The sequence below is a fragment of the Undibacterium hunanense genome (assembly GCF_014284335.1).
GTDB classification, from domain to species: Bacteria; Pseudomonadota; Gammaproteobacteria; order Burkholderiales; family Burkholderiaceae_D; genus Undibacterium; species Undibacterium hunanense.
Genome location: NZ_JACOGF010000022.1, coordinates 48,440 through 63,313, shown reverse-complemented (window position 1 = coordinate 63,313; position 14,874 = coordinate 48,440). Strand labels below are relative to the sequence as shown.

Below are 14,874 nucleotides of genomic sequence, written 5' to 3'. Positions count from 1 at the left end.
TGGATATGGTGATGTCATTGGTCGCGCCGATGGTTTGAACCAGGTTGGTGCCGGTGACGGTGAAGACGTGGGTGATGCCATCATAGGTTGCGGACGTAATCGTTGGTGCGGTGACGTTGGATACGGTAACGGCATTACCTGTCAGGTCGGCACTGGAGGTGATGGTGGCGTCCCAGGATGCAGCGGCAGCGAGGTTGAAAGTCGTGGTATCAACAGCAGATGTACCGTTTTTGTTCAGGATGCCGTTGATGGCGAGCTTGTCGGCGGCGTTCAGGGTGACGGAGAAGGCCGTACTGCTGCTGGCGGTGACGTTGGCGGTGGTCAGGGTGTAGGAACCAGCCTGGCCAGTCAAAGACAGTTTGCTTACATCAATGGTGTCGCCAGCGACGATGTTGACGGCGGAGACCGATAAAATGCCGGTAGCGGCATCGTAAGTGGAACTCAAAATACTTGGTGCGGCATTTGAAACAGTGATGCCATTGCCAGTCAGGTCGGCGATATTGCCGCCGGTGATGACGCTATCCCAGTCATCGGCTGCCGCCAGATTGTACGTTGTGGAGCTACCGGCAGAAGACGTACCGTTTTTATTGAGCAGGTTATCGACGGCAGCAATATCGGCACCAGCCAGGGTGAAGGTGAAGCTGGTAGCGCTGGTGACTTCGACGTTGCCAGTGGTGGACAAAGTGCGCGTGGCGCCGCCTTCGCCGGTGATGGTCAGTTTGGATATCGTGATGTCATTTGTCGCACCGATTGTTTGAACCAGGTTGGTGCCGGTGACGGTGAAGACGTGGGTGGTGCCGTCATACGTCGCGGAGGTAATGGTTGGCGCGGTGACGTTCGAGACAGTGATGGCATTGCCAGTCAGATCTGCTGGTGTAGTGACTGTCGTGTCCCAGCTTGCAGCAGCAGCCAGATTGAATGTGGTGGTATCAACCGCTGTGGTGCCGTTGTTGTTCAATATGCCGTTGATGGCAATTTTGTCAGCAGCATTCAAAGTGACCGAGAACGCAGTAGCACTGGTCGCAGTGACATTGGCCGTGGTCAGGGTATATGAGCCCGCCTGACCAGTCAGGGACAGTTTGGAAACATCAATGGTATCGCCACTGGCGAGATTGGTACCAGTTACAGACAGTATGCCCGTGCTGGCGTCGTATGTGGCAGAGGTGATAGCAGGAGGTACGATATTCGATACGGTAACACCATTGCCTGTCAGGTCGGCGATATTGAGCGTCGCATCCGCACCATTGGCCCAGTCATCTGCCGCGGCAAGGTTATAGGTCGTGCCGCCTACTGATTGCGTACCATTATTATTGAGCAGGGTGCGCAAGCCCAGTTTATCGGCCGCAGACAGTACCAGTGTAAAGCTGGTGTCAGAACTGATTTCTACATTAGGCGTATCGGTCAGGGTATAAGTGCTGCCACCTTGGCCTGTCAGCGTAAATTTGTTGGCAATGATATCGTTAGCGGCACCGCTGCGATGGGTAAAGCCCGTGCCTGTCACCACAAGGTTGCCGGTAGTGGCATCATAAGTGGCTGAGGTGACGGTAGGTGCAGCGACCGTGGCAGTAACACCATTGCTGGTCAGGTCGGCAATGACAACCGCTGCATCTGCGCCTGCTGCCCAGTCTTCTGCTGCAGCAACGTTGTAGGTCGTGCCACCGGTGGAACTAGTGCCGTTTTTGTTGATAATCTGGTTGACGCCTGACTTGTCAGTGGCGCTCAGTACCAGTGAAAAGCTGGTAGTTGATGTGATCTCTACATTCGCCGTGTCCGTCAGCGTATAGGTGGCACCGCCTTCACCAGTCAGTGTGAATTTATTGGCGACGATGTCATTCGCTGCACCGTTCAGTATAGTCAAGCCTGTGCCGGTAACGACCAGAACACCAGTACTGGAGTTATAGGTTGCCGAAGTGATGGTAGGGACGGCAGCATTGGATACCGTCACAGCATTCGTCAAATCCTGGGTATTTCCACCAGTGATGACGCTGTCCCAGGCATCTGCAGCCGAGAGATTGTAAGTCGTGCCACCAGTAGAATTGGTGCCGTTCTTGTTGAAGAGGATATTGACGGCATCAATATCTGCACCAGCCAGGGTGAAACTGAACGTCGTGTCATTCGTGATTTCTACATTGCTGGTAGTAGAAATCGTACGGGTGACGCCACCTTCACCGGTAATGGTCAGTTTATTGATGGTGATATCGTTGGTGGCACCCTGTGTCTTGACCAGGCCCGTGCCTGTGACGGTGAATGTACCAGTGCTGGCATCATACGCGGCTGAAGTGATGGTCGGTGCAGTGACATTCGAGACCGTGACGACATTACCAGTCAGATCGTTAGGGGAAGAAGCAGTGACGTCCCAGTTGGTGCCGGCTGCCAGGTTAAAGGTGGCGGTACTGACCGCCGTTGTCCCATTCTTGTTCAGCAGGCCATTCACGTTCATTTTATCTGTAGCACTCAGCGTGACAGAAAATGCGGTGGTGCTGCTGGCCGTGACGTTGGCCGTGGTCAAGGTATAAAAGGTGCCGCCGTTCCCAAACAGTGTCAATTTGCTGTTATCTATCGTGCCGCCATTGGTGATATTGGCACCGGTGACAGAGAGAACGCCAGTGCTGGCATCGTAAGTGGCACTCGTGATAATCGGTGGCGCAAAGGATACAGAGATGGCGTTAGTCGCGTCAGAAATGTCACCACCGGTGATGGCGCTATTCCAGTCATCTGCTGCAGCCAGGTTGTAGGTCGTACCACCGCTGGAACTGCTGCCATTCTTATCGAGTAGTGCTCTGACGGCAGCAATATCGGCACCTGCCAGTGTGAGCGTGAAACTGGTGGCACCGGTGATTTCCACATTGCCAGTGGTAGTCAGGGTACGGGTAACACCGCCCTGACCCGTTATGGTCAGGGTAGAGACGGTGATATCGTTATTGGCACCGCTGACACTGACCAGATTGGTTCCAGTGACGACAAATGTATTCGTGGTGTAATTATAAGTAGCCGAGGTAATCGTGGGGGCGGTGACGTTTGATACAGTCACGCCATTGCCGGTAGTATCGGCAGATGCTGCGGCTGTCACGTCCCAGTTGGCTGCGGCTGCCAAGTTGAAAGTGATGGCACCAGTTGCTGAGGTAGTCCCGTTGTTGTTGAGTATGCCATTGATCGCAAGTTTGTCAACGGCCCCTAACGTTACCGTAAAGGAAGTACTGCTGCTGGTCGTAGGATTACTTGTCGCGGCAGTGAGAGTATACGAGCCGCCTTGTCCTGCCAGGCTGAGTTTCGTGACATCTATCGTGCCACCATTTGTCATGCCAGTACCAGTGACAACCAGGACACCTGTACTCGCATCATAAGTTGCGCTGGTTATAGCAACGGGGATGAAGTTTGTGTTCTGCGTCCCCCCATTGGTGGACGATAAGGTTGAGCTTGCTGTGCCGCTACTGCCATTTGTGTTAGTACCGCCAGTTGCCGTACCACCGCTACCTCCTGTGCCTATATTGCCGGTACTTAATGAGGCGTTGGTTGTTGTATCAAGATTGACTATACCGCCCTTGTTCCAGATACCGCCAATCGCAGCACCGCCGGTACCACCGTTACCTTGACTTGCATAGGCTGGTGAAGCGCCGCCCCCGCCCCCGCCCCCCGCAGCAATATTATTTGTGATGCTGCTGTTGGTGATGGTGATCGTTCCTGTTGATGCATTGTAAATACCGCCAGCTGCATTACCCCCAGTACCTCCAGCCCTGTTCGTACCAGTACCGCCACCGCCACCGCCAATACTGATAGTACCATTCGTGGCTGTTGAGCCAGCACCACCCAATGAATACCCGGTGCCGCTATAAGTTGATGCTGCACCGCCAGTAGCGCTGCCACCACTACCACCGCGGCCACCTTGGCCGCCACCGGTACCGCCTGTGATACCAGAGACTGCTCCAGGTGATTGATTACCCGCACCGATACCGCCAATAGCACCATTGCCTGAACCAAAGCCACCAGCACCACCGCCACCGCCTGAGTACAAACCGCTAGTCGAGCCGCCACCGCCACCACCGCCAGCAGCTTTATTGGTAGTGATCGTGCTGTTGGAGATGGTCAGGTTGCCTGCATTTTTTATCCCTGCGCCTAATGCATCACCACCAGCACCACCCGTACCATTGGTATTGCCGCTACCGCCTACACCAGAGACTTTGCCATTAGTAATGGTCAGGTTGTCGATGGAAACCGAACTGCCTGCACCGCTGGTTGTAATGTCGAGTACCCGTGCAAAATTACCACCGCTCAAGGTGAATCCGCCGCCTACAATCGACATGGTCTGACCGTCGGTCACATTGATGCTGATTGCATCTGCCGCACTGGCAAAGGTAATATTACCTGTGAGGGTGATGGTATCAGCAAGACCATCAGCATTACCCGTCGTGATAGCAGCCTTTAACTGGGCAACGGTATTGACACTGGTTGTATGAAGCAGATAAGTATAGTCAGACAGGTCTGTCGTCTTGATTGCTGACGGTGCCTCGATATTGCCCGTCTTGATTTCAAGATCCCAGTTGCCATTGGCACCACCGGTGGTATCGGACGAAGCCGCCACATCTGCACCGGTGAGTTGCGCAAGTTTGTTGACAAAGGCAGCGCCTTGCTCACCACGACCGATGTCGCAGCCGTATAACAGAAAATCACCGCCGTTGGCCAGCGACTGGCCTATGGTTTGCAATTTCGCCTGATTTTGGTCAAGATTGCCAGCGAACAAAGGACCGTTACCCAATAAAACCACACCTTCATCGCCATGCGAAATAACGCTGATCGATTGCAGGTTTTGTACACCATGCAATGCGCTGATCATTTGGTCCAGACCATCATGATTAGCGTCGAGCACGACCACCTTCACACCTGCTTCGGCAGCATTGATGAATTTTTGCAAATCCGGCACACGGCTATCTATGAACAGGAATTCTTGCGGTGCAGCACTGGCGGGGGCCGCTGCTGAAATTGCTGGTGTAACTGGAGTTGGCACTGGCACCAAGGGCATGGCGGTTGCCAGCATCGGCGTTATTGACACCGCTGGTGTACTGGCCTGAATATCCGGCATACTCGATGCAGTATCGTTATGATCGGATTGACTATCTTGGGGGCGGAGTGGGTTGTACATGGTCAGGGCAATCAGGCTGGATTGGATGAGTGGGCTTTGGGAGTGATTACATTGCAACGACTATTGCTGGTGTCATTCCAAAAAGACAGTGAGTTAAATTTTTCAAATAAATCGGGTGGCAAGATAGTCGTGCGTTTTTCGTAACTGACGTTACTGCGTACCTTGTGCATGCCGTGCAGGCCCAATTGTGCATCGAATTCAGGTGCATCGTATTGCACGTTGCTGAAGTCATGCGCGAACTCAGGCTCTGCTATAAATTGATAGATCAGTGGCATGACTTTTTCTGGTGCTTGTGCCAGCAAATCGTAGTCTACGATTAACATTGAAGCGGCATGTTCACCATAAAAAGCTTCTTTAAGCGCTGTCCAGGGATAGCCAACCAGCCGGTTTGCCTGGCCCAGGGTTTCAACCCTGCTATAGACGGTATTGCGTTCAACATCATCATTGAACAAACGGGTAATTTCATATGGGTTGGCGCGGTAACGGCGCTCTACACTATCCATAACCCAGGCCACGTTGCGTACACAGGCGATCAATTTGGAATCAGGGAACTGGTCCATCAATATTGGCATGTGGGCGCTCCACATGCGGTTGGTATCGAAAATAACTTCCTTGTCAGCCTGGTCGGCATAATAAGATTCAAAGATGCCGCGTGTCAGTCTGCGTCTTTGATCCTTGCTGACAACCGTGCTAAATTCACTGCCCGCGCCCAATTGATTCAACATACCTCTGAACAGGCTACCAACCGGGCTCGTCATGCCCGCATGGAAACGTGGGTTTTGCAACAACAAGGCCGCCAGCAAGGTTGAGCCCGAGCGTGGCAAACCAGAAATAAAATGGTACTTTGCTGCTGTCATAAGGCGCTGACTTCTTTGACGAAGGAAAAAAGTTGATTGGTTGCATCCGCGACTGAGACCTTGTCAGTATCAATCACGCACTCTGGTGAAAGCGGTGCTTCGTAAGGAGCAGATACTCCCGTCAATTGCAAGGCAGGGTCATTTTTTGCCCTTGCATACCAGCCTTTGGGATCACGCTGCTGGCAGACGTGTAAAGGTGTGGCGACATAGGTCTCTATGAAATGCTGCACGCCTACGATGCCTCTGGCCAATGCCCTGCCGCTCATGGTGGGTGATACCAGTGCGACTATCGCATGGATGCCATTGCTGTTGAGCAGTCTGGCCATTTCTGCCGTGCGGCGACCTTGTTCTTCGCGATCAGCGGGGCTAAAACCCAGATCACGGGACAGGCCCTTGCGCAATTCATCACCGTCCAGAACACAAACTGGGAGGGCATGCGTACGCAGGCGATCTGCCAGGTTTTGGGCCAGGGTCGTTTTACCAGCACCTGGCAGGCCACTTAGCCACCAGGTTTTTGTTGCGCCTTTGACTGTATTGGAAAGAGTCTTTATTTGTTCCTGATCACGCATCCGACCACCACCGATAAGCCTGAGTAACATCGGGTGTCATTGATGCCCGATACGAGATACTGCAAAACTGAAATCTGATTGCCTGTCACTCCCGATAATTCAATCATTTCAGTGATTGATATTGAGTCAGCTATTTTTTAACACCATTATTAATGGGTTGCTATCAACGATTTTCCTGATAGCACTATGCTTGCATAGTTAAAGTATCAAAAAAATAACTGTAATACTAACATTGAAATAAGTAAAAATGGCAAGAAACACGTGTTTCTTGCCATTTATTTGAGCAACTATTGCTTGTGAGTAGCTTTTATTAATTGAAAAATGCCTGGTAAAAAAAGCAAGTACTGCCATCTTCGTGCTTTTGTTTGTCTTGCCCCTTGTCGTAATCGGGCATGACGGGTGCGATCAACCAGACGTTTTGCCCCATCTCTGGATGATGGACGATGTAGTTATCCTGCGATAGCAGCTTGGTACCGGTGCCGGAAAATATCAGTAGTAAGGGCGTAGCGAAATGGCTTGGCAAGCCACGGCGTGAACGTTCATCGACTTCTTCCAGTTTAAGTTCGATGTCACCTATGGAGGTTTCTATACGAAAGATGTTGCCAATGTAGGCGTTAAGCTGCTCTTTGGATAATGTCATTGTTTTACGTGGTTAAAGTTTCACTTGCAAGAACACACAAGCATAGGCAGGATGATAATCATGTATTTTAATCATCTTGGGAGTGCTTGTGTACAAATTAACTGGCGGGTGTCAATTGCGAGCACCGGGAGAGGACGATCAGGTTTTTCTGGATGCACTGTATGCCAGCCGTCGCCCGGATTTGCAGCAACTGCCTGTGGACCCCGTAGTCGTGGCGCAAATGATCAAGATGCAACAGCATGTGCAGATGGCTGGCATACGGCAGCATTTTCCTGATGCGCAGCATTGGATTGTGGAACAGGCAGGCCAGCCTGCTGGTCGCGTGATTATTGATGCAGGCACAAACGACTTGCGCCTGGTGGATATCGCCATTGCACCGGAGGCACAACGCCAGGGCATCGCCAGATCGGTATTGCTGGCCATGCAGGAAGAAGCGACAGCGCAAAATCTGTCCGTCAGTTTGGCGGTGGAGTTGAGTAACCACGCGGCAAGGGCGCTGTATCTGCAAATGGGTTTTTTGGTACAGAGCACTGATGGCCTGTTTGAACAGATGCACTGGCATGGCGGTGCTGGCGTAGTTGATGTGCGTCATGTGCTTGATGTGGGCGATGTGGACGATGTGGACGGCATACAAATGGAGCAGCGCGATGTCACAGCCTAGTCGTTATCTGAAGTTACCCTTCTCTTTTGACCTGGAACGCCTGCGTGCAGAACTGACAAGGCTGGAAGCCTCGCAATGGATCAGTCATTTCAATACCAGCGCTTACGAAAACAACTGGCTATGCCTGCCTTTGCGTGCAGTGGATGGGCGTATTGATCACATCATGCCGGTCAACGAAGGGCAGTTTCAGGACACTGTGCTCTTGCAGGATTGCCCCTATATGCGCGAAGTGATTGATTTCTTCCAGTGCGAAAAAACATCCATACGCCTGATGTCGCTGGAGGCCGGCGGCATCATCAAGGAACACCGGGACGATGCCACCTCGCTGGAAGACGGCATTACCCGTTTGCACATACCGATTAATACCACGCCCGATGTACTGTTTCGGATTGACGGAGAAGAAGTGCATTTTTCTGCCGGGGACACCTGGTACCTGAATGCCAGTTGCCTGCATGCCGTGCGTAACCCTGGTACGCAGGCGAGGGTGCATCTGATGCTGGATTGCGTCAGCAATGCCTGGCTGGAAAACGTGTTCCTGGAAGCTGGCTGGGTTGCCAGGCCAAAATCAAAATATCCGGATTCTTCCATCAATGATGACAATGTGCTTGTCGTGATTGAACAACTGCGTGCGTCCGGTCACAGCGCAGGTATCAGGATAGCCGATGAACTGGACGCCATCAGGTTGGCTGGCTGATTTGAATGATCGTTTAAAAAAATGAATATGAAGCAGGGCTTTGCTGCCGAAGAACGCGCACTGCTGCGCGGTCAGCAGATTGATGCACATACTATCGACACCATGCAGGGCTGGTTCCCGGTAGCGATTGCTACAGAAACGAATCGTCTGTGGTGGCGTTATATGGGGGAAAAAAGATTCACAGAATCATTCTTTCAGGACAGTCTGTCCGGCCAGACGTATGAACAAAGAAGGGTCTGCCATACGCCCATCGCCGGTCTGGGCGAATTATGTAATGGCATACAGAGCATCGCGCCGACTGCGTTTATTTTCCATGTGTCACGTTGTGGTTCTACGCTGCTGACACAGCTGCTGGCATCGCTGGAGCAGTGCGTAGTGATGTCTGAACCACCAGTACTGGATGCGTTTTTTCGTTATTATCATCAGCAGCCCGACATGCCGGGTGCGCTGGATTTATTGCGGCAACTGGTAACCATGCTGGGGCAAAAACGGCATGTTGACGAGACCCATTTTTTTATCAAGTTCGATAGCTGGCATATGCCGTGGCTGGCCTTCATACGGCAGGCGTTTCCTGATACCCCTTTCATATTTCTGTATCGTGAACCGGATGCGGTGCTGGCGTCTCACCGGCGTCAGCGTGGGCCGCAAATGATACCCGGGCTTTTGGATATCACCAGGCTGGATGTGCATTGCCAGCCTGTGCCTGCCGCAGATATGGACAGCTATGCGGCAGCGGTGCTGGCGGCCTTGTTCAGGTACGGACTGGAGCAAGTGGCGACATCGCGCCTGCATTTGTTGAACTATTCTCAATTACCGGCGATTTTATGGGATCAGTTGTTTAAGCTCTTTGCGCTTGAGTGTGACGAGGCACAATTGTCCAGCCTGAAAGCCAGATCCACTTTACATTCCAAGCACAGACACATGAGTTATCTGGGTGACCCACCTGCTGCTGAACGGCAGGCGATGCAGGTGCTGGAGTCGAATGAAAATGCTGCAAAGCAATGTCAGATAATGTATGAAGAGCTGGAAAAACTGCGCTCGGAAAAATGATTTTTTTGATGTGTCTGTTGCAAAATTGCGTCGTCTTGCCGCGCTGTAATGTGGCTTTCTCCGCATAGACAGATGCATCTGAGTTTTGCAATCATTTTTGTACCTCATTTTGTATCTTAATAAGAGAAAAGCTAGTGTATTTTTTCTAATAAGGATTGTAGAATTGGTTTGCTTTTTTTGAAATTGCTTTTCGCAAGTACAAGAGGTTGTTGCAAAGCTGGTTATTGCTAAGCTAAGAGGGTTAGATATTGCCTTCGCCATGGCCTCCGGAAAAGTTCCTGATTAAAGCTGTTGATAAAAGTTCTTACTTTTATCAGGGCATCTTCGTATGCCGGATTATTTAATCCCTGTATCAACCACAACTTGAATTGGAGTAAGTAATGGATGCATTTATGGGCACTATATTGGCCGTTGGTTTTAATTTTCCACCACGCGGCTGGCTGTTCTGTAACGGACAAACAGTTTCTATTGCGCAAAACTCGGCGATGTTTGCCTTGTTAGGCACCATGTATGGTGGTGATGGACAAGCGACTTTTGGCATTCCAGATTTGCGCGGCCGTGTTGCGGTTGGTTCACAAGGTGCGGGTCCTGGCATTGCAAATGTATCGCAGGGCGAAAAAGCTGGCGTGAACAATGTCACTGCGATTGCAACAGGTACTGGCAGTGTGACGTTGACAGTGGGGAACTTGCCCCCGCATACGCATGTGGCGACTCTCGATCTGACTGGTGTTTCAGGTAATACTACGGTTAATGTAGGTACTGGCACCAATGGTGGTGTTGCTGCTGTAACAAATAATGGTGGTTTGACAAGTACAGCAACGGGCTCGGGTCTTGCCGCTGCAGTATATTTGCCTGCCGGTACAGCGCCAACCGCACCGGTTGCTTTAGGTGGTGTTACCACCGCATTGCAGGGCACAGGTACAGTAACTAATGCAAATACAGGCTCGGGCACTCCTACAGCATTCCCAGTTACAACGACATCAACTAACACGGTTATGCAACCATACCTGGGTTTGAACTACATCATTGCGATGGAAGGCATTTTCCCATCCAGGAACTAAGCGTCGGTAGCTTCATGAAAATGGCGCCACTTCATTTTGGCGCCATTTTTTATTTCGGTATCGTCTTGCTTCATTTACCTGAAGTTCTTATGTTTAAACAGCTGAATTGAGCCTGCCGCCAGATACCCGCTCTATTGACGCCAGGTCCTGCCAGCTTTGTACTTGTTCAAAGCCAGCCTCCAGCAGCATGGCTCGTACCGCTTCTGCCTGATCGTAGCCGTGTTCCAGCAGGATCCACCCATTTGCTTGCAGATGCAGATGTGCTGCGCCAATCAACTGGCGGTAAGCCGTCAGGCCATCGGCATGATCTGTCAGTGCATCTGCGGGTTCAAAGCGCAAGTCGCCTTGTTGCAGATGACTATCGCCAGCGACGATGTAAGGCGGGTTGCTGACGACGGTGTGGAATTGCCTGCCTGCTACCGCCTGATACCAGTCGCTTTGTAATAACTCCAGCTTGCCGGGGGCTACATGGCGACGGGCATTTTCCTGGGCGACGGCCAGTGCTGCTGCGCTGATATCCAGTGCAGTGACTGTCAGGTCTGGTCTTTGATGGGCGACGCTGATGGCGATCGCGCCGGAACCTGTACCCAGATCCAGCAGGCTGGAATTGACGGGGGCATACTGGATTGCCAGTTCCACCAGCAATTCCGTGTCCGGACGCGGGATCAGTACATCAGGGGTGACATGAAAATTGAGACCAAAGAATTCGCGTTCCTGCACGATGTAAGCGACTGGTTCCCCATCCTGGCGGCGCTGGAACAAGGCACTGATCTGTGTCAGATGGTCGGCGCTCAATACCTGGTCTGATTGTGTGATCAGTTGCGTACGTGATAAACCCAGGCCATGCATGAGCAGGACGCGGGTATCTATGCGGTCCAGCGGGCTGGCCTGTTCGCAGGCACCAATGGTGATGCCGGGGTAAAGCCAGCCAAGCATTAACGTGAAGGGCCAAACATGCTACGCTGGGTTTTCTGATTGCGGATCAGCACATACAGGATAGCAACAGCAAAGATGCCGAAAAAGATTGCTGCCCATGTCGGCAATGACAGACCCAGGGTAGGGGGATAAGGTGTTTCGCACAAACCATCTGCCCTGAACATGGCAGGCCATACCTGCGCCATCAGCATCTTGTTCAGACCGGTTTCCAGCGGGTCTATGCCACAAGACATGGATGGGGTGGACATGACCCAGATGTGCTTGCCAGCCGCTGCCAGCCCAACCAGAGCAGATATGAAGGCCATGCCGGTCGCCAGACGGTGTCCGCTGCCTTGAAGTCCGACGGCTACGATACAAAAGACAGCGATCAGGGCAAAGGCATAGCGCTGGAAAATGCAATAGGGACAAGGCAGCATTTTTTCAACGATTTGCAGGTACAGGGCTGCGCCCAGCAAGGCGATACAGATGGCAGCAATCGACAACAGGATTTTTTTCGACAGATTCATGGTGTGCGCAATGAAAGAATGGGTGTTGGATACCGGCCAGGGATTTTAGTTCGGTATCTCTGAAGCAAAGCATCAATATTTACTGCTGCCTTGCCTGATTGCTAGCGAGTATCCGACAGATTTGGGCTCTAAGGCAATAAAAACCTTTGACAGACAGACTACAGACCGGCGACAGATCGGCTAAAGACCGGCGAATAAGCGATAAATCAGATCATAAGTACTGGCTGGCGGTGACAGATCAAATGCTGTCTTCTCCCAGCTCTGCCAGCAATTCTGCCTGGTGCTCTGCCACCAGTGCATTGGTCAGTTCGCTCAGGTCGCCATCCATGATGAAATCCAGCTTGTACAGGGTCAGGTTGATGCGGTGATCTGTCATGCGTCCCTGCGGGTAATTGTAGGTACGTATGCGCTCACTGCGGTCGCCGGAACCGATCAGGCTTTTGCGCGTTGCTGCTTCTTTGGCCTGTTTCTCGCGTAACTGGCCATCCATGATGCGGGTAGCCAGCACGCGCATGGCTTGCGCCTTGTTCTGATGCTGGCTGCGGCCATCCTGGCATTCGACCACGATGCCGGTAGGCAGATGCGTCAGACGAACGGCAGAATCGGTTTTATTGATATGCTGACCACCGGCACCGCTGGCGCGGAAGGTGTCGATGCGCAAATCGGCATTGTTGATAACCACGTCGGCCAACTCATCGGCTTCCGGCATGACGGCGACAGTACAGGCCGAGGTATGGATACGGCCCTGGGTTTCGGTTGCCGGTACGCGTTGCACGCGGTGACCACCCGATTCAAATTTCAGTTTGGAGTACACGCCCAAACCGGCCAGCCGCACAATCACTTCTTTATAACCGCCCAGTTCAGAAGCCGATTCCGACATGATTTCGGTTTGCCAGCGATTGCGCTCGGCAAAGCGCATATACATGCGCAGCAAATCACCGGCAAACAGGGCGGCTTCGTCACCACCCGTGCCAGCGCGGATTTCCATCAGGATATTGCGCTCATCATTCGGGTCTTTCGGCAGCAGCATTTTTTGCAGATCGCTTTCCAGTGTCTGCATGGTGTTTTTTGCGGCTTCGATTTCATCCTGGGCAAAAGCCTTCATGTCAGGATCGTTCAGCATCTGCTCGGCTTCTGCAGTATCTGCCTGTGCCTGCTTGTAATTGTTGTACAGGGCAACCAGGGGATCAAGCTCGGCATGTTCGCGATTGAGCTTGCGATAGGCATCCATGTCATTGGTGGCCCCTTCCTGCATCAGCAGGTGACTGACTTCATCCAGGCGTTCTGCCAGTTGATCCAGCTTGGTAAGCATTGATGGTTTCATACGATGACTTTATCGACTATTTTGACGGAGGTGGGGCAAGGCCCCTAAGGGAAGTAGAAGGTGCGTGCAACAAGGCTGCACGCCAGACAGCGCAGGCAGTCGCTAACGCTTGGTGCGGAACAGTTGTGGCAGCAACGCTGCCAGGCGAGCACGTTCGTCGCCGCTGGCCTGATGCAGGGCCTGTTGCGGGCCATGCAGGAATTTTGCGGTAATGCCTTTTGACAGGGCTTCCAGCACCGTATCTATGTCTTCACCACGGGCCAGCATCTTGCGTGCGCGTTCCAGTTCCAGCAGGCGCAATTGCTCGCTGCTTTCGTGCAGGTCCTGTATCACGGGGACAACGGCGCGGCCATCTATCCAGTGCATGAAAGATTGGACGCGGGTTTCGATAATCGCTTCGGCCTGGGCAACGGCAGCCTGGCGGTTTTCCAACCCGGACTGGACCACGGTACCAAGATCATCAACGGTGTACAGGAAAACGTCATCCAGTTCGGCGACTTCGGCTTCGATGTCACGCGGTACGGCCAGGTCAACCATGAAGATGGGGCGATGTTTGCGCGCCTTGACCACACGTTCCACCAGGCCCAGGCCGATAATTGGCAACGATGAGGCAGTGCAGGACACGATGATGTCGAATTGCGCCAGTTGCTGTGGCAAATCGGCCAAGCGTATCGCTTTGCCGTTGAAGCGATGGGCCAGGGTTTCGCCGCGTTCCAGCGTGCGGTTGGCAATCGTCAGGGATTTCGGGTTTTGCGCAGCAAAATGGGTGGCGCACAGTTCTATCATTTCGCCAGCGCCGATAAACAGCACATGCTGATCAGCTATCTTGTCGAAAATACGCTGCGACAAACGCACGGCTGCAGCAGCCATGGATACGCTGTGGGCGCCGATCTCTGTCGTCGTGCGCACTTCTTTTGCCACTGCAAAGGTGCGCTGAAACATCTGGTGCAGATAGGTACCCAGGCCACCGGCGGCTTCTGCCTGGCGCACTGCATCTTTCATTTGCCCCAGGATTTGCGGTTCACCCAGGACCATGGAATCCAGGCCGGAAGCAACGCGGAATGCATGCCTTACTGCATTGTCTTGGGGTAGGGTATACAAATGCGGACGCAGATCTGCATACGGCAGGCGATGAAAGTCGGCCAGAAAATGGGCCGCAGCATCGACAGGATTGGCAGCGCTGCTGGCAGCATACAGTTCGGTGCGGTTGCAGGTGGACAGAATTGCTGCTTCGTTACCATGTACCAGTTTGCTGCCATTTTCATGCCTGCCAAACCAGCCACGCGCAGCCACCACCGCCTGAGCAACCTGATCAGGAGAGAAGGCGACCTTTTCGCGCAAGGACAGCGGCGCGGTCGTGTGGTTGAGGCCAACGGCAGACAGTTGCATGCAATAAGCTGGAGGGAGGTGATAAGCCTCCATTATAGCGCGTTGGACAG

At 52.6% G+C, this 14,874-nt stretch carries 12 protein-coding genes; 4 read left to right on the top strand and 8 right to left on the bottom strand.

Features of this window, described 5'->3' with window-relative positions; genetic code table 11:
* From H8L32_RS26230 to H8L32_RS26215, 4 genes are all read right to left on the bottom strand, one after another.
* Window positions 1-5,137, bottom strand: a 5,137-nt coding sequence (locus tag H8L32_RS26230) for a DUF4347 domain-containing protein (RefSeq protein WP_186950820.1), incomplete at its 3' end; no start/stop codon positions are given.
* Between the two features lie 11 nt (window positions 5,138-5,148).
* A complete protein-coding gene (locus H8L32_RS26225) occupies window positions 5,149-5,994 on the bottom strand; it encodes a sulfotransferase (protein ID WP_186950819.1) in 846 nt (281 codons plus the stop codon).
* On the bottom strand, window positions 5,991-6,593 hold the full coding sequence (gene cysC / locus H8L32_RS26220) for an adenylyl-sulfate kinase (RefSeq protein WP_230412427.1): 603 nt from the start codon (window positions 6,591-6,593) through the stop codon (window positions 5,991-5,993). Before cysC ends, H8L32_RS26225 begins: the two co-directional genes overlap by 4 nt.
* A 280-nt stretch (window positions 6,594-6,873) precedes the next feature.
* On the bottom strand, window positions 6,874-7,203 hold the full coding sequence (locus H8L32_RS26215) for a DUF6916 family protein (RefSeq protein WP_186950818.1): 330 nt from the start codon (window positions 7,201-7,203) through the stop codon (window positions 6,874-6,876).
* Window positions 7,204-7,291: 88 nt separating this feature from the next.
* On the opposite strand from H8L32_RS26215, the gene H8L32_RS26210 reads away from it, so the two are divergent.
* From H8L32_RS26210 to H8L32_RS26195, 4 genes are all read left to right on the top strand, one after another.
* Entirely contained in the window at window positions 7,292-7,864 is a 573-nt protein-coding gene (locus H8L32_RS26210; RefSeq protein WP_186950817.1) for a GNAT family N-acetyltransferase, read from the top strand.
* Window positions 7,851-8,558 (top strand): aspartyl/asparaginyl beta-hydroxylase domain-containing protein, encoded by a 708-nt coding sequence (locus H8L32_RS26205; RefSeq protein WP_186950816.1) that lies wholly within the window; start codon window positions 7,851-7,853, stop codon window positions 8,556-8,558. Before H8L32_RS26210 ends, H8L32_RS26205 begins: the two co-directional genes overlap by 14 nt.
* A 21-nt stretch (window positions 8,559-8,579) precedes the next feature.
* The gene (locus H8L32_RS26200; protein ID WP_186950815.1) at window positions 8,580-9,608 is read left to right on the top strand and encodes a sulfotransferase; all 1,029 of its coding nucleotides are present in this window, start codon (window positions 8,580-8,582) and stop codon (window positions 9,606-9,608) included.
* A 380-nt stretch (window positions 9,609-9,988) separates the two neighbouring features.
* Window positions 9,989-10,669 carry a phage tail protein gene (locus tag H8L32_RS26195; protein ID WP_186950814.1) on the top strand — a complete coding sequence of 227 codons (681 nt, stop codon included), beginning with the start codon at window positions 9,989-9,991 and terminating at the stop codon, window positions 10,667-10,669.
* Between the two features lie 93 nt (window positions 10,670-10,762).
* Here the strand turns inward: H8L32_RS26195 and prmC are convergent, their stop codons facing one another.
* The 4 genes from prmC to hemA all read right to left on the bottom strand — a co-directional run bounded on the left by prmC (window position 10,763) and on the right by hemA (window position 14,824).
* Window positions 10,763-11,605 carry a peptide chain release factor N(5)-glutamine methyltransferase gene (prmC, locus tag H8L32_RS26190; protein WP_186950813.1) on the bottom strand — a complete coding sequence of 281 codons (843 nt, stop codon included), beginning with the start codon at window positions 11,603-11,605 and terminating at the stop codon, window positions 10,763-10,765.
* Entirely contained in the window at window positions 11,605-12,111 is a 507-nt protein-coding gene (locus H8L32_RS26185) for a disulfide bond formation protein B (RefSeq protein WP_186950812.1), read from the bottom strand. The genes prmC and H8L32_RS26185 overlap by 1 nt, the downstream gene beginning before the upstream one ends.
* Before the next feature lie 238 nt (window positions 12,112-12,349).
* Complete coding sequence (gene prfA, locus H8L32_RS26180) at window positions 12,350-13,435, bottom strand: peptide chain release factor 1 (RefSeq protein WP_186950811.1); 1,086 nt, start codon at window positions 13,433-13,435, stop codon at window positions 12,350-12,352.
* A 102-nt stretch (window positions 13,436-13,537) separates the two neighbouring features.
* Window positions 13,538-14,824, bottom strand: a complete 1,287-nt coding sequence (gene hemA, locus H8L32_RS26175; RefSeq protein WP_186950810.1) for a glutamyl-tRNA reductase — start codon at window positions 14,822-14,824, stop codon at window positions 13,538-13,540.
* Window positions 14,825-14,874: the final 50 nt, after the last annotated feature.